At 62.5% G+C, this 25,884-nt stretch carries 26 protein-coding genes and 1 tRNA gene; 6 read left to right on the forward strand and 21 right to left on the reverse strand.

The window, feature by feature from the left end:
- Nucleotides 1–110 precede the first annotated feature (110 nt).
- From PCO31010_RS24875 to PCO31010_RS24905, 7 genes are all read right to left on the reverse strand, one after another.
- On the reverse strand, nt 111–941 hold the full coding sequence (locus tag PCO31010_RS24875; protein WP_150666616.1) for a lysophospholipid acyltransferase family protein: 831 nt from the start codon (nt 939–941) through the stop codon (nt 111–113).
- A gap of 12 nt (nt 942–953) precedes the next feature.
- The gene (locus PCO31010_RS24880; protein WP_150666617.1) at nt 954–2,222 is read right to left on the reverse strand and encodes a dihydroorotase; all 1,269 of its coding nucleotides are present in this window, start codon (nt 2,220–2,222) and stop codon (nt 954–956) included.
- 7 nt (nt 2,223–2,229) lie between these two features.
- On the reverse strand, nt 2,230–3,207 hold the full coding sequence (locus PCO31010_RS24885; RefSeq protein ID WP_150666618.1) for an aspartate carbamoyltransferase catalytic subunit: 978 nt from the start codon (nt 3,205–3,207) through the stop codon (nt 2,230–2,232).
- A 74-nt stretch (nt 3,208–3,281) separates the two neighbouring features.
- Nucleotides 3,282–3,722, reverse strand: a complete 441-nt coding sequence (gene ruvX / locus PCO31010_RS24890) for a Holliday junction resolvase RuvX (protein ID WP_150666619.1) — start codon at nt 3,720–3,722, stop codon at nt 3,282–3,284.
- Entirely contained in the window at nt 3,719–4,288 is a 570-nt protein-coding gene (locus tag PCO31010_RS24895; RefSeq protein WP_150666620.1) for a YqgE/AlgH family protein, read from the reverse strand. Before PCO31010_RS24895 ends, ruvX begins: the two co-directional genes overlap by 4 nt.
- Nucleotides 4,289–4,467: 179 nt before the next feature.
- Nucleotides 4,468–5,910 carry a hypothetical protein gene (locus PCO31010_RS24900; protein WP_150666621.1) on the reverse strand — a complete coding sequence of 481 codons (1,443 nt, stop codon included), beginning with the start codon at nt 5,908–5,910 and terminating at the stop codon, nt 4,468–4,470.
- A 24-nt stretch (nt 5,911–5,934) separates the two neighbouring features.
- A complete protein-coding gene (locus tag PCO31010_RS24905; RefSeq protein ID WP_006400971.1) occupies nt 5,935–6,105 on the reverse strand; it encodes a rubredoxin in 171 nt (56 codons plus the stop codon).
- Nucleotides 6,106–6,318: 213 nt separating this feature from the next.
- Between PCO31010_RS24905 and thiD the strand changes: the two genes are divergently transcribed.
- Entirely contained in the window at nt 6,319–7,155 is an 837-nt protein-coding gene (gene thiD, locus PCO31010_RS24910; protein ID WP_150666622.1) for a bifunctional hydroxymethylpyrimidine kinase/phosphomethylpyrimidine kinase, read from the forward strand.
- 162 nt (nt 7,156–7,317) lie between these two features.
- Here thiD and PCO31010_RS24915 read toward each other — a convergent pair whose 3' ends face one another.
- The 8 genes from PCO31010_RS24915 to recA form a co-directional block, all read right to left on the reverse strand.
- Nucleotides 7,318–9,114, reverse strand: a complete 1,797-nt coding sequence (locus tag PCO31010_RS24915) for an O-antigen ligase family protein (RefSeq protein ID WP_150666623.1) — start codon at nt 9,112–9,114, stop codon at nt 7,318–7,320.
- 105 nt (nt 9,115–9,219) lie between these two features.
- Nucleotides 9,220–9,741, reverse strand: a complete 522-nt coding sequence (locus tag PCO31010_RS24920; RefSeq protein ID WP_174985174.1) for a pilin — start codon at nt 9,739–9,741, stop codon at nt 9,220–9,222.
- Between the two features lie 193 nt (nt 9,742–9,934).
- Nucleotides 9,935–10,663 carry a TerC family protein gene (locus tag PCO31010_RS24925; protein ID WP_150666625.1) on the reverse strand — a complete coding sequence of 243 codons (729 nt, stop codon included), beginning with the start codon at nt 10,661–10,663 and terminating at the stop codon, nt 9,935–9,937.
- 162 nt (nt 10,664–10,825) lie between these two features.
- A complete protein-coding gene (gene sucD / locus PCO31010_RS24930; RefSeq protein ID WP_039393073.1) occupies nt 10,826–11,707 on the reverse strand; it encodes a succinate--CoA ligase subunit alpha in 882 nt (293 codons plus the stop codon).
- A gap of 85 nt (nt 11,708–11,792) precedes the next feature.
- A complete protein-coding gene (gene sucC, locus PCO31010_RS24935) occupies nt 11,793–12,959 on the reverse strand; it encodes an ADP-forming succinate--CoA ligase subunit beta (RefSeq protein WP_150666626.1) in 1,167 nt (388 codons plus the stop codon).
- Complete coding sequence (locus PCO31010_RS24940) at nt 12,956–13,636, reverse strand: DUF2889 domain-containing protein (protein ID WP_150666627.1); 681 nt, start codon at nt 13,634–13,636, stop codon at nt 12,956–12,958. Before PCO31010_RS24940 ends, sucC begins: the two co-directional genes overlap by 4 nt.
- Before the next feature lie 309 nt (nt 13,637–13,945).
- Nucleotides 13,946–14,491, reverse strand: coding sequence for a recombination regulator RecX (gene recX / locus PCO31010_RS24945; RefSeq protein ID WP_150666628.1), 546 nt, complete (start codon nt 14,489–14,491; stop codon nt 13,946–13,948).
- A 104-nt stretch (nt 14,492–14,595) separates the two neighbouring features.
- Nucleotides 14,596–15,660, reverse strand: coding sequence for a recombinase RecA (gene recA, locus PCO31010_RS24950; RefSeq protein ID WP_039393076.1), 1,065 nt, complete (start codon nt 15,658–15,660; stop codon nt 14,596–14,598).
- A gap of 202 nt (nt 15,661–15,862) precedes the next feature.
- Here recA and PCO31010_RS24955 point away from each other — a divergent pair, with 202 nt between their 5' ends.
- The 4 genes from PCO31010_RS24955 to PCO31010_RS24970 all read left to right on the forward strand — a co-directional run bounded on the left by PCO31010_RS24955 (nt 15,863) and on the right by PCO31010_RS24970 (nt 20,285).
- Nucleotides 15,863–16,552: a response regulator transcription factor gene (locus PCO31010_RS24955; RefSeq protein WP_039393077.1), complete on the forward strand. Its 690-nt coding sequence runs from the start codon at nt 15,863–15,865 to the stop codon at nt 16,550–16,552.
- A 13-nt stretch (nt 16,553–16,565) separates the two neighbouring features.
- Nucleotides 16,566–18,179, forward strand: a complete 1,614-nt coding sequence (locus PCO31010_RS24960) for a sensor histidine kinase (RefSeq protein ID WP_150666629.1) — start codon at nt 16,566–16,568, stop codon at nt 18,177–18,179.
- 171 nt (nt 18,180–18,350) lie between these two features.
- The gene (locus PCO31010_RS24965) at nt 18,351–20,009 is read left to right on the forward strand and encodes an MFS transporter (protein ID WP_150666630.1); all 1,659 of its coding nucleotides are present in this window, start codon (nt 18,351–18,353) and stop codon (nt 20,007–20,009) included.
- 199 nt (nt 20,010–20,208) lie between these two features.
- Nucleotides 20,209–20,285, forward strand: a tRNA-Met gene (locus PCO31010_RS24970).
- A gap of 67 nt (nt 20,286–20,352) precedes the next feature.
- On the opposite strand, the gene PCO31010_RS24975 is transcribed toward PCO31010_RS24970, so the two are convergent.
- Nucleotides 20,353–21,210: a LysR family transcriptional regulator gene (locus tag PCO31010_RS24975; protein WP_150666631.1), complete on the reverse strand. Its 858-nt coding sequence runs from the start codon at nt 21,208–21,210 to the stop codon at nt 20,353–20,355.
- 84 nt (nt 21,211–21,294) lie between these two features.
- Between PCO31010_RS24975 and PCO31010_RS24980 the strand changes: the two genes are divergently transcribed.
- A complete protein-coding gene (locus PCO31010_RS24980; protein WP_150666632.1) occupies nt 21,295–21,675 on the forward strand; it encodes a tautomerase family protein in 381 nt (126 codons plus the stop codon).
- Here PCO31010_RS24980 and PCO31010_RS24985 read toward each other — a convergent pair.
- Genes PCO31010_RS24985 through PCO31010_RS25005 form a run of 5 tightly spaced genes read right to left on the reverse strand, consistent with a single transcriptional unit; the run spans nt 21,661 to nt 25,825 of the window.
- On the reverse strand, nt 21,661–22,638 hold the full coding sequence (locus tag PCO31010_RS24985; protein ID WP_150666633.1) for a glycosyltransferase: 978 nt from the start codon (nt 22,636–22,638) through the stop codon (nt 21,661–21,663). The two genes, PCO31010_RS24980 and PCO31010_RS24985, sit on opposite strands and share 15 nt — an antisense overlap.
- Nucleotides 22,631–23,032, reverse strand: coding sequence for a GtrA family protein (locus tag PCO31010_RS24990; protein WP_246184768.1), 402 nt, complete (start codon nt 23,030–23,032; stop codon nt 22,631–22,633). The genes PCO31010_RS24985 and PCO31010_RS24990 overlap by 8 nt, the downstream gene beginning before the upstream one ends.
- Nucleotides 23,033–23,049: 17 nt before the next feature.
- Nucleotides 23,050–23,970, reverse strand: coding sequence for a transketolase family protein (locus PCO31010_RS24995; protein WP_150666635.1), 921 nt, complete (start codon nt 23,968–23,970; stop codon nt 23,050–23,052).
- Nucleotides 23,970–24,782, reverse strand: coding sequence for a transketolase (locus tag PCO31010_RS25000; RefSeq protein ID WP_150666636.1), 813 nt, complete (start codon nt 24,780–24,782; stop codon nt 23,970–23,972). The genes PCO31010_RS24995 and PCO31010_RS25000 overlap by 1 nt, the downstream gene beginning before the upstream one ends.
- Entirely contained in the window at nt 24,779–25,825 is a 1,047-nt protein-coding gene (locus tag PCO31010_RS25005; protein WP_174985152.1) for an NAD-dependent epimerase/dehydratase family protein, read from the reverse strand. The genes PCO31010_RS25000 and PCO31010_RS25005 overlap by 4 nt, the downstream gene beginning before the upstream one ends.
- Nucleotides 25,826–25,884 lie beyond the last annotated feature (59 nt).

Below are 25,884 nucleotides of genomic sequence, written 5' to 3' on the forward strand. Positions count from 1 at the left end.
CCTCGCCCCATTCGGGGCGCTGAGAAGCAACTTTACCTCTAGTTTTGACCTGTTCGGATATTCCGGGGACACGTCATCGCAGGCGCCGTTTTTCTTTTCGTTCGGCCGAGTCAGACCTGAACCGCCTGCACGGCATCGCTTTCGTCGTCACCCAGTCCCGACGCACGCGAACCGACCGAGCCACTCTCCGGCAGCACGGCTTCGGGCAGGAAGCCCTGCAATGCAGCGCCAACGGCCTGCTGTGCGCCCAACGTGAACTCACGGCGATGCTCGCCGTCCTGCGGATATTGCGGTGCGCCGATCGACAGACGCACCGTCATCGGCGGCGCACGCAAAATCATGTCGATGGATTCGATCAGGCTCGTCTCGCCGATGTAGGCCGGGGCCATCGTGTGGCGTCCGCTCGCCGCGTCCGTATAGAACAGGCACAGTGGCTGGACCGGCTTGCCCGTCGTGACCGGCGCTTGCAACAAGTTCGCATGGAACGGCAGCAGACTGCGGCCGTCCGTCGTCGTGCCTTCAGGGAAGACGGTGATGATGTCGCCGTCGCGCAGGCAATCGGCCAGGTAATGCATGATGCGGCGCGCATCGGCACGTCGCTCGCGTTGCAGGAAGATCGTCCGCGTCTGCACGCACAGCCAGCCGACGAGCGGCCAATGACGAATCTCCGCCTTCGCGACGAAACGCACTGGTTGCCACGCATTCAGCGCAAAGATGTCGATCCAGGACACGTGATTGCACAGCAGCATCACGCCCCCTTCCGGCACCGGCGCGTGCTGCTCCACTTCCAGACGCATGCCGCAAAGTTTCAGCAGCTTCTGCGACCACGCACGGATGCGACGATCTTTCTGCGGCTGCGACAGAAATGGAAACAGCGTCGCCGCAGTCAACATGCCGCGCGCGAGATGCAGGCCAAGACGAAGTTTTTTGATCAACAGCACGGCAGTCGCATCCTAGACGCAAGGGGCTTCGTACGCCACGCGGCCACCGACCAGCGTGAGCCGTACCTGGCCCGGTAGTTCGTATCCCAGAAACGGGGTGTTATGACCGGCGCTGCGCAACTGCGGCGCGGACACGGTCCAGTACGTTGACGGCGCAAACACGCAGACATCCGCCGCGTGGCCCGACGACAAACGGCCTGCCCCCGGGGCCACTGCCGCCAATCGCTGACCGGGACCGTGCGTCACCCGGGCGAGCGCATCGACGAGCGGCACCCGCGATTCCTCGGCCCACTTCAACACCAGCGACAGGAGCAGTTCGAGGCCCGTTGCCCCCGGCTCGGCTTCGGCGAAGGGGACGAGACGGGCGTCGGGCGCAAGCGGCGTATGGTCCGAGCAAACGGCGTCAATCGTACCGTCCCGCGCGGCATCACGCACGGCTTCACGATCGCGCTGCGAGCGCAGCGGCGGATCGAGCCGGTATTGCGCGTCAAAGTACCCGATGTCCATGTCCGTGAGATGGAGATGGTGCGCGGCGACGTCGCACGTGACCGGCAACCCTTCGGCTTTCGCCGCACGCACGAGCGCGAGGCCAGCCGCCGACGACAAGCGGCACAGATGCACGCGCGTGCCCGTCACCCGGACGAGTTCGAGAATGGTATGCAACGCAATGGTCTCGGCCGCGACCGGAATGCCCGCCAGCCCGAGACGCGACGCCACCGCACCGCTCGCAGCCACGCCGCCCGCCGCGAGTGCCGCATCCTGCGGCCGCAGCCAGACCGTCAGCCCGAACGTACCGGCGTATTGCAGCGCGCGCAGCAGCGTGCGGTTATCAGCCATCGCGGCGTTCGCTTGCGACAGACCGATGCATCCGGCTTGGGTCAGTTGCGCCATCTCGGTGAGTTCGCGGCCTGCGAGACCGACCGTCAACGCACCCAGCGGATGAACCTGTGCGAGATGCGTTGCGCGGGCGCGCAGTTGCAGCATCTCCACAAGGTCCGGTTCGTCGAGTACGGGATCGGTGTCGGGCGGGCACACCACGCGCGTCACGCCACCGGCGAGCGCCGCCGTCGCTTCGCTTGCCGCCGTCATTCGCCGCGCGGACAGATCGACGAGGCCCGGCACGACGATCAGCCCTTTCGCGTCGACGGTGCGCTCGGCCGTGAAGTCGGCGGGCGATGCATCGAGCGTCAGCAGTTCGCCGTCGGCGATAAATACGTCCTGCACGCGGTCGAGACGCGTTGCAGGATCGATCACGCGGCCACCCTTCAGATGCAGTTTCATGGCGCGCTTACCCGTTATTTGCGGCGACGATACTCATCACCGCCATCCGCACGGCAATGCCGAACGAGACTTGTTCGAGGATGACCGATTGCGGGCCATCCGCCACCGCCGAGTCGATCTCCACGCCCCGGTTCATCGGCCCGGGATGCATCACGATGGCATCGGGCTTCGCGAGCGCCAGACGCGCCGGCGTCAGTCCGTAATACTTGAAGTACTCGGACGCCGAGGGCAACAACGCGCCGTTCATGCGTTCGTTTTGCAATCGCAGCATGATGACGACATCGACGTCTCGCAACCCTTCGTCCATGTCGTGAAACACGCGCACGCCGAGTTGCTCAAGGCCCGTCGGCAGCAGCGTGCGCGGGCCGATGGCACGCACTTCGGGCACGCCGAGCGTCGTCAGTGCGTGGATGTCGGAGCGGGCGACGCGCGAGTGCAGAATGTCGCCCACGATCGCCACCGTCAGATTCTGGAATTCGCCCTTGTGATGGCGAATCGTGTACATATCGAGCAAGCCCTGCGTCGGGTGCGCGTGACGTCCGTCACCTGCGTTGATCACGTGGACGTGCGGTGCGCAATGCTCGGCAATCAGATACGGCGCCCCCGATTGGGCGTGACGCACGACGAACAGATCCGCATGCATCGCCGACAGGTTGCCGATGGTGTCGAGCAACGTCTCGCCCTTGCTCGTCGACGACGCATTGATATTCAGATTCAGCACATCTGCGGACAGGCGTGCTGCCGCGATTTCAAACGTTGTACGCGTACGCGTCGAGTTCTCGAAGAACAGATTGAAAACGGATTTGCCGCTCAGCAGCGGCACCTTCTTGACATCGGCATCGTTCACGCTCACGAACTGCGTGGCCGTGTCGAGAATGTGCATGAGCACGGCACGCGGCAACCCCTCGACCGTCAGCAAATGCTTCAGCTCGCCATTGCGGGTGAGTTGGGGATGACCGCGACGGCCGAGAATGCCGTTAGCCATGGGCGCGCTCCGTCGCAGGGCCGCGGATGGCCAGCGCAGGCGCCGTGGCCTGCGTCGCGTGAGGCGTGGGGATGTCAGGCAGGCACATGCTCGTCGAAGTACTGCTGGAGGATGATGCGAGCGGCTTCGGCGTCGAGCGACGTCTTCTGCGAGACCTTGATGCCCGCTTCGGCCAGCGCCGCCGCAGCGGCCACCGACGAGTAGCGCTCGTCGACCCAGACGACAGGCACGTCGAACCGCCCGTTGAGTTGATTGCCGAAGCGCTTGGCCTGCTGGGTCATTTCGTGCGGCGTGCCGTCCGGATGGCACGGCAGGCCTACGACGATCAGCTCGGGTTGCCACTCGGCGATGAGTTTACCCATTTCGGCGAAGCGAACGTCGCGATTCAGATTGGCGACGACCGTGAGGGCGCGCGCCTCGCGCAGCATCAGATTACCGATCGCAACCCCGATACGGCGCTCGCCGTAATCGAAACCCAGCACCGTGGAACTGCCCGCCTTCTTGCCAGCGGTCATGCGTGACCCGCGTCGGCGGACAGCATCGACGACGTGACGCCAAGCAGCGCCAGCGCAGCGTCGAAACGCTCGGCTGGCGGTACATCGAACACGATGCCCGGATCGGCCGCCACCGTCAGCCAGCCGTTACGGCTGATTTCGTCTTCCAACTGTCCTGCACTCCAGCCCGAATGGCCCAGCGTGAGCAGGAAGCGGGTCGGTCCCTGGCCATTGGCCACGGCTTCGAGCACGTCCTTGGAGGTCGTCATCTCGAGACCGCCCGGCACCGACAGCGACGAGCTGTACGGTGTACCTGTGGCGTCATGCAGCACAAAGCCGCGCTCGGTCTGCACCGGACCGCCGAAGAAGACCGGTTGATGCGCAAGGGGATCGATTTCCAGCTTGAGATCGAGCCGTTCGAAAAGCGACGCGAGATCGATGTCGGTCGGACGGTTGATCACCAGCCCGATCGCGCCCTTTTCACTGTGCTCGCACAGATAGACGACGGTGCCGGAAAAGGTAGGATCGGCCATGCCCGGCATGGCGATGAGGAACTGATTCGTAAGGTTGATACGGTCGTTCGGCATAGGGCCAAAATTTATCGGAACCTGTTTGACGGACTGCCGCCCGGTTTTGCGCCCCGCGGCGATGACGTCGACGCCCCTCAGGCACCCTGCGTCACTCGCCGCGACCGGTCAGCGGACGAACTTTTTCCGCATCGTGATACGGCCATCGGCCGCCAACGGCAGCCTTTGGGCCGACTGTATCACGGAACGTCACGCCCGGTGACTAGCCGCTGTCCGAACACGCTGGCGTCAAGCGCACGCTCGCGCCACAGGGCCATCTCGGCGATCAGATCGGGACGCGACTCGGGATAGGTGTCCGCCGCGAACTGATGCAGCATGCCGCGCAGCGCCTTGACCGTCATGGCCAACGCCGCCGGACCACCCGGTTCGGCCGGGGGCGACGCCGCCAGCCGTTCGCCCGTGGCGGCCACTGCGGCCGCCAGTCGCGCCACCGGGGCAAGCCCGATGGCCGCAGAATACTGTGCCACTTGCGCGGCCACCGCAGGATCGTTCAGATTCGGGAGCGCTTCATCCGCCAGACTCAGGAACGTCTGGCAGACGTCTTGCCGAATCGCGAGCGGTCCGATGCGCAGCCAGTCACGCGAACTCGCGCCCGCCCCCTGCTTCTGGCCAGCCTGCGCCGCGTCGGCCAACGGCTCGGGCAGATGGCCGGGACGGCGCAATACGCCGAAATCGGCCAGCAGCGTGCCGAGCCAACTATCCGGCGCCTGGGCATGCCAGGTCGCCAGCGCTTCGAGCAGATCGTGTCCGGGGACGAATTCCGATGTCGTTTTGGATGCGCCTGCTACCGACGTCGGTGCCACCGAAGGGTCGGCTATACCGCCCTCGGCCGGTTCGGCCGGACGCGTCAGTTGCTTGCGCAGCGCCATGTTCATACGGCCGATCTGCCGCTTGTCCGCCAGCGAGAGCGGCGCACGGGCAAAGCGAAGCCAGGCTGCCGCGAGACGCCAGTAGTCGAGCGGTGCGGTCGCCCCGGCTCGGTGCAGATCAGCCGCGAGATCCGCGAGTTGCCCAAGCGCCGCCGTGGTATCGAGGGTGTCGGCATCCGGGCGCAGCAAACGCAGGAGCACACGCTCGACGTCTGCGCGCAGCGGGGCCGTGCCCGCGGGCAATCCATGCAGACGAGGCTGAGCTATCGCCCATCCCGCCATACGAAGCTCACCCGGCGTGGGTGCGCCAGGCCAACTGTCGGGACTCGGGGATGCAGAAGACGCAGAAGATGTCGACGACGCCGACGCAGCGGGTGGCGTCGCAGCCCCCGCCTGCCAGATATCGCGCTCGAACTGTCGCAGCGCATTGCGTTGCGTGTCTTGACTGCCCGGCTCGCCATAGGCGGCTTCGGCAATCGCCTTCACGAGACGCTCGCCATGCAATGCCCAGTCGGCGTGACCGCTCGACTGAAGCAACCGGTTCGCACGTCTTAACGGGCCGAGCGCCGCTGCCGGGCCGTTGGACCAGGCATCGGACGCTTCGGTCAGCGCTTCCGCGACTTCAGGCAGACGCCACAACGGAACGTCACGCGTCTCACGCGCGGCGTTCGCTGCAACAGGGGCGACGGAATCGGAAGACGATTGCGGCACTTCGGACGATTCTGACGATCCGGACGAATCAGACATCACCATGGGCCATCTCCTGGCCGTGCGGCCTCAGATCTGCACCATCTCGAAGTCTTCCTTACGAGCGCCGCACTCCGGGCAGGTCCAGTTGATCGGCACGTCTTCCCAGCGCGTACCGGGCGCAATGCCCTCGTCGGGCAATCCTGCCTCTTCGTCGTAAATCCAGCCGCAAATGAGGCACATCCAGCTCTTGTATTCCATTCTTTCTTCAGCGACGAGCGTTCCGTTACAATGGCTTGTCAACCGCTTCGGGTCCCGTCGGCAGAGATGCCGGACGGTCTTGTGGGAACCCTGCCGGTGCAATGTCCGGCGGGCGCTGCCCACGGCGCTTTCGAGCGCTCCGAAACGGGCATTTAAGGCGTGATGGTACCAACGAACCCAAAGCCTGACCAGATCGCCGTCTATCCTGCCTCCATGCACACTGAATCCCCACCCATTCTCCTGACCTTCGGGCTTTCCGACCCCACTTCGGCCACCGGCGTGCAGGCCGACCTGCTCACCTTCGCCAGCATGGGCGGCTACGGCGTGTCGGTGCTCACCGGCTACTCCTCACAGGACTCGCGTTCGTGCGACGACGTGCAACCCATCGATCCCGACTGGATCGGCGATCAGGCCCGCATGTTGCTCGAAGACATGCCGGTCGCCGCCTTCAAGGTCGGCAGCGCGGTGAATGCCGATAACGTCGCCGCCATTGCCGAAATCGTGGCCGATTATGACGAGACACCCCTCGTCGTCGCGCCGGACTTCGGGCTGGCGGGCGAGCATCTGCTCTCGACCGACGAATTGCGAGAAGCCACCGCCAGCCTGCTCGTGCCGCAGGCAAGTGTGCTGGTCGTGAGTCCACAGACCGCTGTTGCGTTGGCTCAGACGATCACCGAGAACGAAAATCTGGCCCTCGACGAAGCCGTCTCGATCCTGCTGGAAAACGGGTGCGAGTTCGTGCTGATCAGCGACGGCAACGCCCCGCAGTTCACGCATACGCTCTACAGCGATGGCGGTATCGTCCGTGAAGACGCCTGGGACCGTCCGGCCCACAACGTCGCGGGCGCGATCGACACGCTCGCCGCCGCCGTCACCGCCATGCTCGCCAACGGGCTTGCCGTGCCCGAGGCCGTGCGCGAAGCGCAGGAGTATCTGCAACAGGTGCTCGAGAATGCTTTCCGCCCCGGCATGGGCCGTCACTTCCCCGATCGCTTCTTCTGGGCGCGCACGGAGGAAACCGAGCCGGACGATAGCGGCACGCAGGCTTAAGTCAGCTTAGGCTCAGTTCGGCAGACGTCGGACGTCGCGTCAGGCTCGCCTGACGAACCTGTGTCCGGATGAAAAACGCCCGCAATCGCTGCGGGCGTTTTTTCGTTTGTGTCGGGGTTGCGGGGCGCGTCGCCACAGTCCGTGGCGACGGACGACGACGGTTTAAGACGAACGGCTCGCCCCATCGGTCGGCACCACCATCGCGTCCTGATCGGACTCGCCCTTCGGACGCCCCCATGCGTCGATGACACGTTTGACGAACGGCTTCAGGTCGTCGCCCTGCGCGCGCAACATACGCACCAGCGAAGCGTACTGTCCCTCGAAGATCAGCATGTTGTAGTTCTTCAGCCGCTGGATGTCTTGCAGCGCCTCGTCGTCGCGCCCGGCCAGCGCCAGCAACACGATGTAGCGCTTGACCATCGTCGGCCCGGCACCCAGCGCCAGCGCTTCGCGATGGGCGGCCAGCTTCTCGTCGAGCTGATCGCGACTGAGATACAACGCGCCGGTCACGGCGTAGTCGCCATAGGGCGCGAAGAACAGTGCGGGATCGGTGCGATACGTTTCGATCTTGCCTGCGCGATACGCCACCTCGACGCGCTGGTAGTCGTGATACAGCCACGGAATCGCCACGCATGCGAACAGAACAATCACGCCATTGATGGCCCCGGTCGCCGTCGGCGACACGCTATCGATCGGCTTCGTCTCGCAGAATCCGAGCAGGAACAATCCGGGCAGCAGGAAGAATGCATAGTGCTGCGGATACTCCAACATCGCGTGCATTGCGAGCATGCCGAGCAGGATGAACGCAAACGCAATCGGGGCCGACTTCAGGCTGCGCACCGCACGCGCAAACCAGAACGCGAGCGGCAGCAACACCGCCAGCGTGCCGACGATGCCCGTCTTCGCCAGCAGATCGAGCAAGACGTTATGCGCGTTGTCTGCCATTTCGACCGGTCCGAGCTTGTCGACCAGCGCGAACTGCGCGTCGATGTAATTCGACCAGCCCGCACCGAAGAACCAGTGCTCGCGGAAGATCGCCAGTCCGTACTCCCACAGATTCAATCGACCGGCCACCTGCCCCGCCTGCTGCATGCGCGCCACGGCGCTCCCGTCGAGTTGCAGCCCCCAGTTCACATTCGCCCAGCCGACGGCCATCGTCATCAGGCCCAGCACTGGCAGGATGGCAGCGGGCACAAACCAGCGCATCGAGCGGCGCATATTGCGCGTCTCTTCCACGCGCTCTACCCAAACGAGCCACAGCCCGAATGCACACAACAACGCCAGTTGCAGCCAGGGCGCACGCGAGCCCGTCAGACAGATGCCGATGTCGAATATCGCCAGGACGAGCAGCAACGTCCAGGCGGGCAACTTTCGCTGATACCAAAGATAGAACGCCCCGGCGCTCGCCATCGACAGATAGGTCGCCAGATGATTCGGCTGATACATGTTGCCGAACAGACGGCGTGCCGCGGTGACCGTGTACTTCGCTACGAGCCACGGCACATTCGCTTCCAGATGAAACGCCTGCACGACCTGAGCGCCCACGGCATACAACCCACCCAGCGTGAGGGCCACCGCGCTCCAGCGCATGAGGACACCGCGCCACCCCAACTGTGCCAGCCAGTACCCGCTGTTGACCGCGACGATCATCGCGACCCCGTACAGCAATGCCGTCATCATCAACTGCGGCAACTCGGTCGGCATCGTGGCGCGCTGCACCAGGACGACGGCGATAAACGCCAGTGGCATCCACGTAACGCGCGGCATGCGCAGCGCACGTCCGTCACGCTGCCAGACCGCCACCATCGACAACGCGCCGAGCAGTGCGAAAAGACAAAAGGTCAGCGCTTCCGAATAGAACGTCGAGATCGGATACGTGTGTTTGACGAGGTTGTAGGGCAGCGCCCAGATCAGGGCCAGCGTAAGCCCGATCATCGAAAGAAGCAGAGGAGGAAACAAGATCGCCGCCGTGCAATGCACCGGTTGGAAGATGCGCAAGCATAACGAAAAAATGGCCACCCGAGGGCGGCCATTTCATGCCTGACGCGCGTGATGACGCGGTCCTTAGCTCGACTTGGCCGCCGTTTCGCCACGGCACTCGGGCGGTGCCAGCTTGCCAGGCAACGTCGCGCCACCCGGCGCGCCTTCACGGCCCTGTGCGTAGCACGTCCAGACGATCTGTCCCTCCGGTGCCTTGCCGACGGACAGCGCGGCCGGCGAGCCCGATGCGCCAGCGCTCGTCGGCACGAGTACGATCGCACCGTCACCCGCGCGCTGCGTGTAAGCCACCGTGACGTTGCCGCTCACGGAATCGATGCTCACGCCGCTCACGTTGTCCGTCGGGCTCGGCGCTTGCCAGCCGCTGTTGAACGGCGCGCCGTGCATGGCGTTCTCGCTCACGAGCGCCTTGGCCGACGCTGCAGCGCCCAACCCTTCGACGACACGTGCGCGCACGAGATAATTCTGCAGATACGGAACCCCTGCCGTAACCAGTACGCCGATGATCGCCAGCACGATCATCAGTTCGATCAGGGTGAAACCCCGGGATTTGGCGAGACCGGTAGTCCGGTGGCCGAAACGACGCATTGTGTAACTCCCTGCAAAAGCAATGAAAACAAAAGGGACATCGGGGGGAAGTGGGCGGAGTATGACATAGCCCCTTACGCGAATGCCCTGCCGCAGATCAAAATCGGCGCGTGCCTTAAGGGTCCCCGGAATCGTCCGATGCGAAGCCGGACGATTCATCCGGCGAGACCCTCAGTCCCGGCAATGGACCCGATTATTTCGAAGAGGTTGCACGCATCTGACGTGCCTCGCTGCGTCGCTTGAGGACCAGCCCTACGATCAGGACGAACAGCGCACCGATGGCCGCCGCCACGTAATGCGTGTATTTCGCCGCATCACCCGGCAGGTGCAGAAGATGACCGACGCCCGGGTCCGAGACGATCAGACCGCCAGCGATCCATCCGAGCAACGCCGCCCCAGCCATTACGATGACCGGGAAGCGATCGAGCGCCTTGAGCACCAGTTGCGAGCCCCAGACGATGAGCGGAATGCTCACCAGCAGACCGAAGATCACCAGCGGCAATTGATGATGCTCGGCCGCACCTTCTGCGGCCCCGGCAATGGCGATCACGTTATCGATGCTCATCACCAGATCGGCCACGATGATGGTTTTGACTGCCGTCCACAGCTTGTCGGCAGGTTTGACGCTGTCGTGCGCATCATGGTCGGGCACCAGCAGCTTGGTACCGATCCAGAGCAGCAACAACCCGCCAATGGCCTTCAGATACGGCACGGCGAGCAGCGTCACGGCAAACGCAATCAGAATCACACGCAGGACGATTGCCCCGATCGTGCCCCAGACAATGCCTTGCAGGCGTTGCTTGGCCGGCAGATTGCGACAGGCGAGCGCGATCACCACAGCGTTGTCGCCACCCAGCAGGATGTCGATCATGATGATCTGCAGCACAGCGGCCCAGTTCAGCTCGGCAAAAAACGCAAGCATGCGCGGAAATCCTCGGGGAACGTTTGAAACCAGTCAGACGGATGATGCCAATCTCGGCATAAAGACAAAAGAGGGAGCCCGATGTTCCGGGCTCCCTCTTTCAAGACCCGACGCGCAGCCACCGGTTCCGGCGGCTGCAACGACTGGGTCGTCCGGCGGGAATTACAGCGCTGCCTTGAGCAGGCGGCCCATTTCCGACGGGTTGCGGGTCACCTTGATGCCGCAGGCATCCATGATGGCCAGCTTGGCTTCGGCCGTATCGGCACCGCCCGAGATCAGCGCGCCGGCGTGGCCCATGCGCTTGCCCGGGGGCGCCGTAACGCCTGCGATGAAGCCGACGACCGGCTTCTTCATGTTGCCCTTGATCCACTCGGCGGCAGCGGCTTCGTCCGGACCACCGATTTCACCGATCATGATCACGGCGTCCGTTTCCGGATCGTCGTTGAACATTTGCATGACGTCGATGTGCTTCAGACCGTTGATCGGGTCGCCACCGATACCGACGGCGCTCGACTGGCCCAGACCCAGAGCGGTCAGCTGGCCCACGGCTTCGTACGTCAGGGTGCCCGAGCGCGAGACCACGCCGATGCGACCCTTCTTGTGGATGTGACCTGGCATGATGCCGATCTTCAGTTCGTCCGGCGTGATCACGCCCGGGCAGTTCGGTCCGAGCAGCAGGGTCTTGCGACCTTCGCGACGCATACGGTCCTTCACTTCGATCATGTCACGGACCGGAATGCCTTCCGTGATGCAGATCGCCAGATCCAGGTCGGCTTCGACGGCTTCCCAGATGGCAGCGGCAGCGCCTGCGGGCGGCACGTAGATCACCGACACGGTTGCGCCGGTCTGTTCCTTGGCGTCCTTCACCGAACCGTAGATCGGAATGCCTTCGAAGTCTTCGCCGGCCTTCTTCGGGTTCACGCCAGCGACGAACGCGTTCTTGCCGTTCGCGTATTCGCGGCACATACGGGTGTGGAACTGGCCGGTCTTGCCAGTAATACCTTGGGTGATGACCTTGGTATCTTTGTTGATCAGAATCGACATTGCTTGATTTCCTTCGTCCTGTTGCCTGACGGTGTGCGCTCAGCCTTTCGGGAGCGGCACGCCGCAATGGCTTCGACTGTTCTGGTTACTTGCCTGCGGCAGCCGCGACAACCTTCTGGGCAGCTTCTTCCATGCTGTCCGCGGAGATGATCGGCAGACCGGATTCGGCGAGCATCTTCTTGCCCAGGTCTTCGTTCGTGCCCTTCATGCGCACGACGAGCGGCACCTTGAGCGACACAGCCTTCGACGCCGTGATCACGCCTTCGGCGATCACGTCGCAACGCATGATGCCACCGAAGATGTTGACCAGAATGGCCGTCAGGTTCGGGTTCTTCAGCATGATCTTGAACGCTTCGGTCACCTTCTCTGCCGTGGCGCCACCGCCCACGTCCAGGAAGTTGGCCGGCTCGCCGCCGAACAGCTTGATGGTGTCCATCGTGGCCATGGCCAGACCGGCGCCGTTCACCAGGCAGCCGATGTTGCCGTCGAGCGAAATGTAGGCCAGATCGAACTTCGAGGCTTCGACTTCAGCCGGATCTTCTTCGTCCAGATCGCGGTAAGCGACGATTTCCGGATGACGATACAGGGCGTTCGAGTCGAAGTTGAACTTGGCGTCCAGTGCCGTGACCGTGCCGTTCTTGCTCACGTTCAGCGGGTTGATTTCGGCCAGCGAAGCGTCCGTTTCCCAGAAGGCCTTGTACAGACCTTGCAGGATCGTGCGCGCTTGCGGCACCGAGCCTTCCGGCACGCTGATCTTCTTGGCGAAGTCGTCGGCTTGTTCGTTCGTCAGGCCAACCGACGGATCGATCACAACGTGGTGGATCAGTTCCGGGTGCTTTTCGGCGACTTCTTCGATGTCCATGCCGCCTTCGCTCGAACCCATCATCACGATCTTCTGCGTGACGCGGTCAACCACCAGGCTGACGTACAGTTCGTTGTTGATGTCGGCGCCTTCTTCGATCAGCAGGCGATTGACCTTCTGACCTTCCGGACCGGTCTGGTGCGTGACCAGTTGCATGCCGAGGATCTGGCTGGCGTATTCACGCACTTGCTCGATCGTCTTGGCAACCTTCACGCCGCCGCCCTTACCGCGACCGCCTGCGTGAATCTGGGCCTTGACCACCCAAACCGGACCGCCGAGTTCTTCGGCTGCCTTCACGGCCTCGTCCACGGAAAACGCCGGAATGCCGCGGGGCACCGCGACTCCGAATTTCCGGAGGATTTCCTTGCCTTGATACTCATGAATCTTCATGCGTGATTCCCTTCTTGCTGAGTTGGAAGTTTGGGTTCGAGCTTGCGAGTCGAGGCCGCATCGCGCACCGCTTCTGATGTGACGGGCGTCGTGGGCTCGTTCGCTCGATCGTTTGCGCGGCCGTTGAACCAGCGCGGGTAAAACCGGCGCACCGCCTCGCCATCAAACCGCAGGGCGTGACAATGTCCGAGTTGGAAAGGAGGTGCCGAATTCTCGGCATCGTTGGCCGCCGCCGTGTCGGGGGTATGAATCACCACGCCGGCAAACGCCTGAATCGCTGCCGTCGGCAGGACACTGCAAAGTTCTGTGAGATGGGTACAGCCCGCCGCGCCGCCAAGGCGCTCGCGAACCCCGCGACGGAAGCCGTGCCGCAGGTTAAGACCGATCAATTGACGATATTCGGGGCCGATCTGATCGCAAATACCGGGATAAGGCACCCAGTCGGAGACGGCCTCGGCGTCATGCACTTCGAAATCTTCGTCGATCGTCAACCGCAGCCATAGCTCGTGGATCGGCGTGCCCTCCTTGCGAAGGCCCGTCGCCAATGCAAAATCCCGATCCTTGTGATCGGTGAGTCGGGCTTCGATGTCCCATAGGCCATCCTCGCGCGAATACGCTTCAACAGCGATCGTGCGACGGTGACGCAAGGTACGAGGGGCAGGCGCGGAGAGCGGCATGCGGGAGTGTGCAATGCATGAACGCAGAAAGACCTTGATTCTAGCATAGGCGACAGCGCCGTCTGCCGCAGCGCAGCAGAAGCCCGCCGCATAAGGCTGAATTACCCGACCCATCGGTCGGGTTATCAAAATTCCGAGTGACGGGCGCGCATGGTGCGACGCCATAACGCGATAAGCGAGGAACCACGCGTCACGCGAGATTCATCGACGTGTCACGCGAGCATTCACGCGGGTCGCGTGAAGCCGGACGCGATGAACGCTTCGTCGATGAATGCGCACGCATCCATAACGAAAGCGATGGCATCGGTGTCAGACGTCGTCCAGAAACTCGTCCGCGCCCCGCACGATTTTGCTGATAACGGTACGCGAAAAACCGCGCGCCGCCAGAAAGCGCATCTGCTTGGCACGCGCTTCGGGCGTTGTAGCGATTTCGCCGAACTTCTTTTGCCAGACGGCCCGGGCGCGCGCGAGTTCGGTCTCCCGCAACTGCTCGGAGATCGCAGCGACGGTTTCCGCATCGACCTGATGCTGCTTGAGCTCACCGACGATGCGCGTCGTGCCCATGCGCGAGGCGCGCCGATTCACCACGCTTTCCGCGAATCGTTCGTTCGACAGCCATCGCTCCTGCTCAAGCGCGTCGAGCACGCGATCGAGTGCTTCGGGATCCTCGGCATCCGCGTAAGGCGTGAGCTTGCGACGCAACTCCGCTCGACTGTATTCGCGACGTGCCAGATAGGACAGCGCGCGCCCTTTCAGACTCAGCGTCGGTTTGCGAGATCGCTTGACCGCGACGGCCTCGTCGCCCGGCGGGGGCGGCGGCGCATTCGGATCACGGGGAGGACGTCGATTGATCATGAGCTCATCGTAGCGCTGCTATGCGCAGCAAGAATGCAAAACGGCAGCGCGACGCCGTAGGGCTTCGCGCTGCCGTTCCAACAACTCAGGCGCCAATCAAACGATCAGGCCTCGTCGTCTTCTTCGATCTCGCCGGTTTCATTGATCGCCGTCACACCCAGCGATGCACGTACCTTGTTCTCGATCTCGTGGGCGATTTCCGGATTTTCGCGCAGGAATTCACGCGCGTTGTCCTTGCCCTGACCGATCTTCTCGCCGTTGTAGCTGTACCAGGCGCCGGCCTTCTCGACGATCTTCGCGTTGACGCCCAGATCGATGATTTCGCCTTCGCGCGAGATACCCTGACCGTAGAGGATGTCGAAAATCGCTTCGCGGAACGGCGGCGACACCTTGTTCTTGACGACCTTGACGCGGGTTTCGTTACCGACCACCTCGTCGCCCTTCTTGATCGAACCGATACGGCGGATGTCCAGACGCACCGACGAGTAGAACTTCAGTGCGTTACCGCCCGTCGTCGTTTCCGGGTTACCGAACATGACGCCGATCTTCATACGAATCTGGTTGATGAAGATCACCGTGCAGTTCGTGCGCTTGATCGTGCCGGTCAGCTTACGCAGCGCCTGCGACATCAGACGTGCCTGAAGACCCGGCAGCGAATCGCCCATCTCGCCTTCGATTTCGGCCTTCGGCACGAGTGCCGCAACCGAGTCGATGATGATGAGGTCGATCGAGCCCGAGCGCACCAGCGCATCGGCGATTTCCAGCGCCTGCTCGCCCGTGTCCGGCTGCGAGATCAGCAGTTCCGGCACCGAGACGCCCAGCTTGTTGGCGTAACCGACATCGAGGGCGTGTTCTGCGTCGATAAACGCGCAGGTGCCACCGATCTTCTGCATTTCCGCCACGACTTGCAACGTGAGCGTGGTCTTACCCGACGATTCCGGGCCGTAGATTTCGATCACACGACCGCGCGGCAGGCCACCGACGCCCAGTGCGATGTCCAGACCCAGCGAGCCCGTGGAGACGACCTGGATGTCCGCTTCGACCTCGCCGTCGCCAAGACGCATGATCGAGCCCTTGCCGAATTGCTTCTCGATCTGCGCGAGGGCGGCGGCGAGCGCCTTGCCTTTCTCGGCCGACAGATTGGCAGACCCTTTCTTGCTTTCTTCCATGAATCGTCCTTTGATATGATGAGCGAGACGGCTCGAGTGAGGCGTGACTGCCGGTACTGTATAAAAAACCAGTGCCCTTTGCAAGTGCCTGTTGTCCGAAAGCGCCGAAACGACAAAAAAAGCCGCGAACCACGCGCCGCAACATCACAGGAGACACACCCGTGCCGTCAGGCATTGGTGCCTACACAAGCCTATCACGCCCATGCGAATTCTCATCGCAGAGGATGACAGCATTCTGGCCGACGCCCTGACCCGCTCGCTGCGTCAGGGGGGCTACGCCGTCGATCACGTCAAAACGGGGCTCGAAGCCGATTCCGCGCTGTCCGCCCAGACGTTCGACCTGCTGATTCTCGACCTTGGTCTGCCCCGTCTTCCCGGTCACGAAGTCTTGCGCCGTCTGCGCGCCCGCAATTCCCACCTGCCCGTTCTGATCCTGACCGCGTCCGACAGCGTCGACGCCCGCGTGAAGGGCCTCGATCTCGGCGCCGACGACTATATGGCCAAGCCGTTCGCCCTCGCCGAACTCGAAGCGCGCGTGCGGGCGCTCACCCGGCGAGGCGCAGGCGGCGGCTCGACGGTGATCCGCCACGGGCCGCTGAGCTTCGATCAGGTCGGTCGCACCGCTTATATCAACGAGCAGATGCTCGATCTGTCCGCGCGCGAACTCGAATTGCTCGAAGTGCTTCTGCTGCGCACCGGACGACTCGTCTCCAAGGAACAGCTCGTCGACCATCTTTGCGGATGGGGCGAAGAGGTCAGCAACAACGCCATCGAGGTGTACATGCACCGGCTGCGCAAGAAGATCGAGCCCAGCGGTGTACGCATCGCCACGATCCGCGGGCTGGGATATTGTCTGGAGAAGCCGGCAGCGGCCCCCGCCAACGCGGCATGATCGGGCTCGTCCGATGCGTCTGAGCTTTCGCCACCCCCATCGCGCCGCGCCTGCGTCGTCGGACACCGCGTCCCACGCCGATCCGGACGACCTGCGCCACCCACCTGCGGACGCCGCCGATCCCTTCGACCCTTACGCCGATCCTTTTGTACGTCCGGGCTTCGGCGCGCCACTGGAGCGTGAGGCCGAGCCGCCGCCGCGCTCGCTCTTCGGCGAGATCCTCGACTGGATGCTCGCGCCGTTGCTGCTGCTCTGGCCGATGAGCATTGCGGTGACGTATCTCGTCGCAAAATCGATTGCCAACGGCCCGTTCGACCGCGCGCTGGAGACCAATACTTACGTACTCGCTCAGCAGGTTCACTCGGATCGCGGCCAGGTCACGCTCACGCTGCCCATGCCCGCGCGCGATCTGCTGCGCGCCGACGCGACCGACAACATCTACTATCAGGTGCTCGGCGCGAAGGGCGAACTCGTGGGCGGCACGGCAGAGCTGCCGCTGCCTCATGAAGACGACCGTCCGCAACCCGGGGTGGTCCAGTTTCGCGACGAAACCGTGGGTGGCAACGACATTCGCGTGGCATTCACTTATGTCGATCTGCCGCGCATGCAGCCGCCGGGCAGCATGGCACTCGTTCAGGTCGCGGAGACGCTCGATAAGCGCAGCCAGTTGGCCAACGAAATCATCAAGGGCGTGATCCTGCCGCAGTTCGTGATTCTGCCGCTGGCCATCGTGCTCGTCTGGTTCGGTCTGTCGCGCGGTCTCGCGCCGCTGCATGCGTTGCAGGAGCACATTCGCGCGCGCCGTCCCGACGATCTCTCGCCACTTGAAGCGCGACAAGCACCGCCGGAAATCGCGCCCCTCGTCAATTCGCTGAACGATCTGCTCGGACGCCTTGAGCAGAACATGAAACTTCAGCAACGCTTCATTGCAGACGCTGCACATCAGCTCAAGACACCGCTCGCAGGCCTTCGCATGCAAGCTGAACTGGCCTTACGTCAGACGTCTCCCGACGAACTGCGCCGCTCGCTTTCGCAAATCGCGATGAGCTCCGAACAGGCCGCGCGTCTCGTCAACCAGTTGTTAGCACTCGCGCGCGCCGAGAACAGCGCCAACGACGCCGCCGCCTTCACGCCGCTCAACCTCAGTCTGCTTGCACGCAGCGCCATGCAGGACTGGTTTCAGGCCGCCTTCGCCAAACGCATCGACCTCGGCTTCGAAGAGCCACCGTTTCCGGTGCATCTGTCCGGACAGCCGGTGATGTTGCGCGAGTTGCTCAACAACCTCATCGACAACGCGATCCGCTACACGCCGGCCGGCGGCAAGGTGACGGTGAGGCTGCGTCATGAGGCGTCCGACGGCTTCGTGCATCTTGAAGTCGAAGATACCGGGCCGGGCATTCCTGCGTCGGAGCGTCCGCGCGTGTTCGAGCGCTTTTATCGCATTCTCGGCAGCGACAGCGACGGCAGCGGACTGGGTCTCGCGATCGTGCGCGAGATCGTGCAGATTCATCGTGGCGATGTGAGCGTGCTCGATCATGTCGATGCACAGCATCCCGAAGCAACCGGCACACTCATTCGGGTGACGTTACCGCTCGCCGAGGTGCCTATCGAAAACCCTCATGCGTGACGTAAATCCGCTAAATACGGCCAATTTTCGACCAAAGTCGAGGGTAAGTCCCTAGCCACGTAAGGTTCGAGTCAGTTTGGCGTCAGACGGCGGTAAGGTTGTCCTCCAATAATCATTTGCAGCGGCCCGGGTGCGTCCCAGGGGCGTGCTTACATTACAGGAGACAACCGCATGGCTACGACAACGGCAGCCACCACCCATGCGCCGATGACCAAAGAAGAACGCAAGGTCATCTTCGCTTCATCGCTGGGCACGGTGTTCGAGTGGTACGACTTTTATCTGGCCGGTTCGCTGGCCGCATTCATCAGCCGGCACTTCTTCTCCGGGATCAACCCGACGGCGGCCTTCATCTTCACACTGCTGTCGTTTGCTGCGGGCTTCGCGGTGCGTCCGTTCGGCGCCATCGTGTTCGGTCGCATCGGTGACCTCGTCGGTCGTAAATACACGTTCCTCGTCACCATCACGCTGATGGGTCTGTCGACGCTGGTCGTCGGTCTGTTGCCGGGCTATGCGTCCTGGGGCATCGCCGCGCCGGTGATCTTCATCGCCATGCGTCTGCTGCAGGGTCTGGCCCTCGGCGGCGAATACGGCGGTGCTGCCACGTACGTTGCCGAGCACGCGCCGCATGGCCGTCGCGGCTTCTACACGTCGTGGATTCAGACGACCGCAACGCTGGGTCTCTTCCTCTCGCTGCTCGTGATTCTCGGCACCCGCATGGTGATGGGTGAAGAGGCGTTCGGCGACTGGGGCTGGCGCATTCCGTTCATCCTGTCGATCGTGCTGCTGCTCGTGTCGCTGTGGATTCGTATGCAACTGAGCGAATCGCCGGCATTCCAGCGCATGAAGGCCGAGGGTAAGGGATCGAAGGCACCGCTCAAGGAATCGTTCGGTCAGTGGAAGAACCTGAAGATCGTGATTCTGGCGCTGGTCGGTTTGACCGCCGGTCAGGCAGTCGTGTGGTACACGGGCCAGTTCTACTCGCTGTTCTTCATGACACAGGTGCTTAAGGTCGACGGCAACACCGCGAACATCATGGTCGCGCTGGGTCTGTTGATCGGCAGCCCGTTCTTCGTGTTCTTCGGCGCGCTGTCGGACAAGATCGGTCGCAAGCCGATCATCATGGCGGGCTGCCTGCTGGCCGCGCTGCTGTACTTCCCTATCTTCAAGGCGCTCACGCACTACGCCAACCCGGCGCTCGAAGCGGCCACGGCCCGTTCGCCGATCACGGTCATCGCCGATCCGAACGAGTGCTCGTTCCAGTTCAACCCGGTAGGCACGTCGAAGTTCACCAGCTCGTGCGATATCGCGAAGAGCTACCTGTCGCGCGCCGGTCTGAACTATCAGAACGAAGCGGCTCCGGCAGGCACGCTGGCGACGGTGAAGATTGGCGACAAAGTGATCTCGTCGGTCGATGGCAAGGCAGCGGACGCGAAGGACAAGACCAAGGCGTTCGAGACGGATATGTCGGCCACGCTCAAGGCTGACGGTTATCCGCCGAAGGCTGACCCGGCGCAGATGAACAAGCCGATGGTCGTGATCCTGCTGGCGATTCTGGTGATCTTCGTGACGATGGTGTACGGCCCGATTGCAGCGATGCTGGTGGAAATGTTCCCGACGCGCATTCGCTACACGTCGATGTCGCTGCCGTATCACATCGGTAACGGCTGGTTCGGGGGCTTCCTCCCGGCCACGGCCTTCGCCATCGTGGCCGCAAAGGGCGACATCTACTCCGGCCTCTGGTACCCGATCGTGATCGCACTCATCACCTTCGTGATCGGCATGCTCTTCATCAAGGAGACGAAGGACGTCGACATCTACGCCAACGACTGATGGGGTAACCCGTCGGACGGGTAAGAAGGTAGATCTGTCTTAGCAACGCCGGGGCTTTCGAGTCCCGGCGTTGTCATTTGTAGGATGGCGGGTGCCGGAGGCGAAGCACCGCCCACGAAGGCCGCCCGAACTATTTTCATAGCTTTCGCAAAATACCTGTTGACAGGCTATAGCCTTCCCCATATACTCTTTTTCCTACGGCGAATTAGCTCAGTCGGTTAGAGCGACGGAATCATAATCCGCAGGTCCGGGGTTCGAGTCCCTGATTCGCCACCAAATTTGAAAAGGCCATGAGAAATCATGGCCTTTTTTTTCTGTTCGCGCTGCGTCACAAAGCGCTCGATCAGCTTCGTACCGCACCCCGAAAGGCCGCCCCAAGTGCGGCCAGTGCACCGCGCGCCCGGCTGTCCTTCACGCGGGTGTGCAGCACAATGGGCAGACGTGGCAACGCCGGCAGCGCCAGTCTGGGTCCGACGTCCACCGCACCAAACGGCACCATCCGCGGCGAAAGTGCCGCCACACCCAACCCGGCCATCACGGCAGCAGCGACCGCCATCACGCCTCCGCCAACGAATACCTCCGTCCAGGGAACACCCGCCTCGTCGAGCAGTTGCTCAGCGACTGCGCGCACGCCGCAAGGCTCCGCCATCGTCGCGAGCGGCACCGGTTCCCCCGCACGATGCTGCCAGCCGGGTGCCGCGAACCAGCCGAACTGCTCGTCGGTGACAACTTCCCCGTCGCTTCGGCCAACATGCATGCGAACCAGCACCGTATCGAGTTCTCTCCGGTCGAAACGCTGAAGCAGGTCCGCCGACGTTGCGATTCTGATCTCGATCAGAAGCTGAGGATCCTGCGCGTTCATCCGGGCAATCAACGCGGGCAGCTCCGGCCCCGCGACATGCTCGCTGATGCCAATGGTGAGACGCTGGCGCGCACCCGCTACCGCAGCGACCGCCCGGTCGTGAGCGTCGATGAGCCTGCGCGCATGGTCGAGAAAGGTGGTGCCCTGCGCCGAAAGCTCAACGTAGCGGGGGGTGCGTTCGACGAGTCGGAAACCCAACCTGTCTTCAAGCCGTTTGAGCTTCAGGCTGACCGCCGCCTGCGTCGTGCGCAGCGCCTCGGCGGCACGCGTGAAGCTGCCAAGCTCCGCGATACGGATAAAGGCACGAACGGCCTCAAGATCAAGCGAGCGCTCAGTCATTTCAAATTGTTATCATTGAAATAAGAACGCATAGCTTATCAGAATAGATACTATGGAGCGGGTCAACCACCGAGGAAACTCACGATGCCACTCGCTCACATTTCAATGCGTACGGGAAAGACAGAGGCTTACAGACAGGCCATATTCGATGGCGTTTATCGCGCGCTGCGGGAAACATTCACCGTGCCCGAAGACGACCAGTTCATGGCGTTGACCGAGCATGACGCAGCCAACTTCCGCTACGGGGCGACTTATCTTGACGTTGCGCGAAGCGATGACCTCGTGCTCATTCAGATCACCGCAAACAACACCCGCTCGAAGGAACAAAAGAAGGCGCTGTTCCGACGGATTGCCGAGCTGCTCAGCGAGAATCCCGGCATCCGCCCCGAAGACGTGTTCGTGAATCTCGTCGAAGTCGAGAAAGAAAACTGGTCGCTGGGGCTCGGCCTCTCACAATACGCGTGAGGCTGGGGGGGGCGGGATGCCTTGATCGTTTGAGCAGAAGTTGATGCGTTCCGCCTCTACGACCAGCGGCAGATTGCGGACCTGAGTATGAATCGAGCCGATGTACTCGCCGAGCAATCCCAGAAACATCATCTGAATCGCACCGAAGAAGAACATGCCAATGAGAATCGGTGCTGTGCCCAGCACGAAGGAGTCCCAGAACAGTAGCTTGGCGACGAGATACCCGAACGCCACCAGCAGGCTGAACATGGCCACGGCAAACCCCGTCATCGCCATGAAGCGCAGAGGCACCTTGGAGTGCTTCGTGATCCCGAGCATCGCCATGTCGTACAGCGAATAGAAGCTCTGACTGGTCACGCCACGCAGACGTCGCGGCTGTTTGAAGGGCACGGTGGCGATCGGGAAGCCGATCTCACACACCAACCCACGGAAATACGGGTACGGATCGTTCAGCGAGCGCAGCACATCGAGCACCGCGCGATCGAACAACCCCGAGCCTGTCGCGTTCTGCACCAACGGCACTTCCGAAATGCGCGAGACCATGCGGTAGTACAGACGGCGCACGCGGAACATCAGGAACGACTCTTCGCTCACCGGCTTGACCGCCATGACCGTCTTGAATCCCTCCTCCCACTTCGCAACGAACTCCTTGATCATCTCCGGCGGATCCTGCAGATCCGAAGCGATCAGCACCGCAGCATCGCCCGTCGCCTGCAACAGCGCATGGTACGAGGAGCGGATGTAACCGAAGTTGCGCGCGTTGACGATGACCTTCAGGTGCGGATCGCGCGCAGCGATCTCGCGCAGCATCGGGACAGTATTGTCCGTCGAGCAGTTGTCGATGCACAAATGCTCATAGTCGTAGGGCAGCTCTCGCATGACGGCGGCGACACGTTGGCACAATTCGGCAACGTTTTCCTGCTCGTTGTAGAGCGGCGTGACGATACTGATACGTTTACTCATGCTCATTGCGATTGAAGACAAATCGGCTGTTCAGATGATAGGCAAGCAATGCGAGCGGCACGATCAGCACCAGACCGCTTATATAAGCGTTCAGCCCGAGTCGAACCAGCACGGCGACGGCCGCGACGTTGACGAGATACACGACGCCATACACAAGAACGAAGCGCACGATCCGCGTGTTATCGCTGGACCGGAACACCAGCGTCCCCGTGCTCTTGAAATTAAACAGCGTGCCCAGCACCGTCGAAATGGCGATGGCCAGACTGTAATGCAACCCGATCCACAGGCAGACGGCGAATACGCCGTAACCGAACAGCGTATTGATGCCACCCACCAGAAAATAATTGACGAGACGAATCTCGCCGCGAATGGCAGCCCCGGCCGTGGATCGCATGCGAGCCAACATGCTCATCAGTGACCGAAACGGGCCAGCGACAATCCGGAGACGCGTCGCAAATGGTCCTGGCTGCCCGATTCCCCGATGAAGCGATTGGGAATCCCGACGCGCTCGACCTTCGGCATGTGGGCGATACCGCCACCGGCATACAGGTCGCTCATCACCTCGATCACCGAACTTCCGAAGCCACCATTGAGCTGGTGCTCCTCGACCGTAATGATCGTGTCGAATTCCGTCGCCAGTTGCTTGAAGAGCGCCGTATCGTAGTTGCCAACGAACGGGCAGCTATAGACGGCAAACCCCAGTTGGCGGGCGTCCACCTCGGCAAGCACATGACCGAGAATCGCCCCCGTCGTCAGCACCGCACTGCCACTACCGGCACGACCCTCACGCATCCGGATCAATTGGCCGGGCGCAATCGCCAACGCCTGCGACGGGTCGTGAATCGCCGGTTCACCGGCCTTGTTGATACGCACATACCCTGGCCCGCGATGCGTCGCCATGTAGTGTGCGGCAGCCCGCGCTTCCACCGGATCGGCGGGTGCACACACCGTCATGTTCGGAATCGCGCGCAGCATGGCGATGTCTTCCGTCGCATGATGCGACACCCCTTGCGGGCCGTAGGCATAGCCCGCACCGACGGCCACCACTTTCACGCTGGCATCGTGATAGCAGACGTCGTAACGAAGCTGCTCCATGCAACGCAACGTCGGGAAGTTGCCGATCGAATACGTGAAGACGTTGTAGCCCTCGCGCGCCAGTCCGGCAGCGACCTGCGTCATGTTCTGCTCGGCGATGCCGACGTTCAGAAAACGATCGGGAAACTGCGCGGCAAACGGCTCCAGTACCGAATACCCGAGATCGCCACACAGCAGAAAGATGTCCTCGTGCGTTGCCGCCAGCTCGCACAGCGTTTTGATGAAAGTATTACGCACTATGCCGCTCCCAGTTCCTTGCGCGCCGCCCGATAGTTGTCTTCGTCGGGGGAACGGTAATGCCACAGAAGGCGGTCTTCCATGAAGCTCACGCCCTTGCCCTTGACCGTGTGTGCAACGATGCACTTCGGTTTGCCGCCCCGCTCCGCCTTCGCCTGCGCAAGCACGCTGCCCAGCGCGTCGAGATCGTGACCGTCGACCTCGGTCACCGCCCAGTTGAACGCACGGAATTTATCGGCCAGCGGTTCGAGGTTCATGACTTCCGCCACCGAACCGAAGCTCTGAATCTTGTTGTAGTCGATCACCGTAACGAGGTTGTCGAGGCGGTGGTGTCCGGCAAACAGGATCGCTTCCCAGTTCGAACCCTCGTCCAGCTCGCCGTCGCTCAGAATGGCAAACACCGAATGGGACTGTTTGCGGCGCAATCCGGCCAGCGCACTGCCGCACGCTACACCCAGCGCGTGTCCGAGGCTACCTGTCGAAAGCTCGACGCCCGGCACCCGGTGGTTCACGTGCGAGGTGAAGTATCCGCCGTCTGCCGTGAATCCCGCCGTCAGATCGTCAGCTTTGAAAAACCCTCGATACTCCAGCGCCGCATAAAGTGCCGTACAGGCATGCCCCTTGCTGTAGAAGAGCCGGTCGCGGGCGGGATCGTCGCAGCGTTGCGGCGACACATCCAGCACATTCGAATAGAGAACGGCCAGCACGTCGGCGATGGAAAACGCACCGCCGATATGCGAGGTGCGCTTGCTGTAGCAAAGCTCCAGCGCGCGCAACCGAATGTAGTTTGCAAATTGGGAAACGTCGTTCATGAGGTTGCTCGAGAGAAACGAGGACGATACCAGTCGATGGTCCGGCGCAGTCCCTGGTCCAGCGACACGGCGATCTCCAGGCCGAGTTCGTCGCGCGCCCGGTCGATGGCAGGCACATAGCGTTCAGGTGGAGTGCCGGGCTGGGCGACGCCGAACACCTGAATTTCGGGGGACGCGAGATCGGCCACCTGCGCGACACGCTCCGCCAGATCCCGAATCGAGATCGCCTGATCGGAGCCGACATTGTATGACTGCCCCGAATGCCCACGCACAAAAATCGCCAGAAGCCAGACGACGAGGTCCGTGGCATACATATAGGAGCGTCGCGGCGTGCCGTCGCCACGGATCACGAACGGCCGACCTTCCAGCGCATCGAGAATGAAATTGCCCGCAGCGAATTGCTTGTCCAGCGCGAGAAACGGGCCAAGCTGGGCAAAGATGCGTGCCGACACCGCGGCCGCGCCGCCCTGCGCCGCGTAGGTGTTGCACAACCATTCGGACGCCAGCTTTCCGATGCCATAGGCAGCGCCCGTCGAGCCGACGTCCGGTGCACCCCGGAACGTCTCGGGCACGAGATCCATGTCGTGAGGAATCCGTCCATACACGGCGCCGGAACTCAGCAGCAGGAAACGCGTAGCGCCGCACGCCCGACTAAAGTCGAGAACGCGACGCGTGCCGGTAACCGTCACATCGAAGGTGTCCAGCGGGGTGTTCGTGGCGATGACGTCGGTCGCCGCATGCAGCACGTGCGTGAACGTGCCCGACGGCAGCGTGAAATCGAGCACGTCACCCTGCAACCATTCGATCGCGGGATCGTTGGCGATCTCGGGATCGGACGCTTTGAAACTCTGCGGATTGCGGCTGAGCACGGTCATCCGCAAATCGAGCGAAAACACGCGATTCGCCTGACACAGCGCCGCCAGCAACCATCGGCCGATATAGCCCGTACCGCCAGTCACGAACAGACGGGCATGCTTCAGCGTCCGAAAGTCGGCCTCGGCACGCACCAGAATATCGTTCAGGTCTTCTTGGAATACTTGCATCGAATTCGATTCTGCTCTCATGTTCTGTCGGTGACGCCGTGTATTCCCGGGCGATGCCA

This window comes from Pandoraea commovens (genome assembly GCF_902459615.1).
Taxonomy (GTDB): Bacteria; Pseudomonadota; Gammaproteobacteria; order Burkholderiales; family Burkholderiaceae; genus Pandoraea; species Pandoraea commovens.

Excerpts from the sequence above, each read along its gene's own strand:
- PCO31010_RS24900 (WP_150666621.1), bottom strand. The coding sequence starts at position 5,910 with ATGGTGATGTCTGATTCGTCCGGATCGTCAGAATCGTCCGAAGTGCCG.
- PCO31010_RS24980 (WP_150666632.1), top strand. The coding sequence starts at position 21,295 with ATGCCACTCGCTCACATTTCAATGCGTACGGGAAAGACAGAGGCTTAC.
- thiD (WP_150666622.1), top strand. The coding sequence starts at position 6,319 with ATGCACACTGAATCCCCACCCATTCTCCTGACCTTCGGGCTTTCCGAC.
- PCO31010_RS24985 (WP_150666633.1), bottom strand. The coding sequence starts at position 22,638 with ATGAGTAAACGTATCAGTATCGTCACGCCGCTCTACAACGAGCAGGAA.
- recX (WP_150666628.1), bottom strand. The coding sequence starts at position 14,491 with ATGATCAATCGACGTCCTCCCCGTGATCCGAATGCGCCGCCGCCCCCG.
- sucC (WP_150666626.1), bottom strand. The coding sequence starts at position 12,959 with ATGAAGATTCATGAGTATCAAGGCAAGGAAATCCTCCGGAAATTCGGA.
- PCO31010_RS25000 (WP_150666636.1), bottom strand. The coding sequence starts at position 24,782 with ATGAACGACGTTTCCCAATTTGCAAACTACATTCGGTTGCGCGCGCTG.
- PCO31010_RS24960 (WP_150666629.1), top strand. The coding sequence starts at position 16,566 with ATGCGTCTGAGCTTTCGCCACCCCCATCGCGCCGCGCCTGCGTCGTCG.
- PCO31010_RS24905 (WP_006400971.1), bottom strand. The coding sequence starts at position 6,105 with ATGGAATACAAGAGCTGGATGTGCCTCATTTGCGGCTGGATTTACGAC.
- PCO31010_RS24955 (WP_039393077.1), top strand. The coding sequence starts at position 15,863 with ATGCGAATTCTCATCGCAGAGGATGACAGCATTCTGGCCGACGCCCTG.
- sucD (WP_039393073.1), bottom strand. The coding sequence starts at position 11,707 with ATGTCGATTCTGATCAACAAAGATACCAAGGTCATCACCCAAGGTATT.
- PCO31010_RS25005 (WP_174985152.1), bottom strand. The coding sequence starts at position 25,825 with ATGCAAGTATTCCAAGAAGACCTGAACGATATTCTGGTGCGTGCCGAG.
- PCO31010_RS24975 (WP_150666631.1), bottom strand. The coding sequence starts at position 21,210 with ATGACTGAGCGCTCGCTTGATCTTGAGGCCGTTCGTGCCTTTATCCGT.
- PCO31010_RS24940 (WP_150666627.1), bottom strand. The coding sequence starts at position 13,636 with ATGCCGCTCTCCGCGCCTGCCCCTCGTACCTTGCGTCACCGTCGCACG.
- PCO31010_RS24925 (WP_150666625.1), bottom strand. The coding sequence starts at position 10,663 with ATGCTTGCGTTTTTTGCCGAGCTGAACTGGGCCGCTGTGCTGCAGATC.
- PCO31010_RS24885 (WP_150666618.1), bottom strand. The coding sequence starts at position 3,207 with ATGGCTAACGGCATTCTCGGCCGTCGCGGTCATCCCCAACTCACCCGC.
- PCO31010_RS24990 (WP_246184768.1), bottom strand. The coding sequence starts at position 23,032 with ATGCGATCCACGGCCGGGGCTGCCATTCGCGGCGAGATTCGTCTCGTC.
- PCO31010_RS24920 (WP_174985174.1), bottom strand. The coding sequence starts at position 9,741 with ATGCGTCGTTTCGGCCACCGGACTACCGGTCTCGCCAAATCCCGGGGT.
- PCO31010_RS24895 (WP_150666620.1), bottom strand. The coding sequence starts at position 4,288 with ATGCCGAACGACCGTATCAACCTTACGAATCAGTTCCTCATCGCCATG.
- PCO31010_RS24965 (WP_150666630.1), top strand. The coding sequence starts at position 18,351 with ATGGCTACGACAACGGCAGCCACCACCCATGCGCCGATGACCAAAGAA.
- recA (WP_039393076.1), bottom strand. The coding sequence starts at position 15,660 with ATGGAAGAAAGCAAGAAAGGGTCTGCCAATCTGTCGGCCGAGAAAGGC.
- ruvX (WP_150666619.1), bottom strand. The coding sequence starts at position 3,722 with ATGACCGCTGGCAAGAAGGCGGGCAGTTCCACGGTGCTGGGTTTCGAT.
- PCO31010_RS24880 (WP_150666617.1), bottom strand. The coding sequence starts at position 2,222 with ATGAAACTGCATCTGAAGGGTGGCCGCGTGATCGATCCTGCAACGCGT.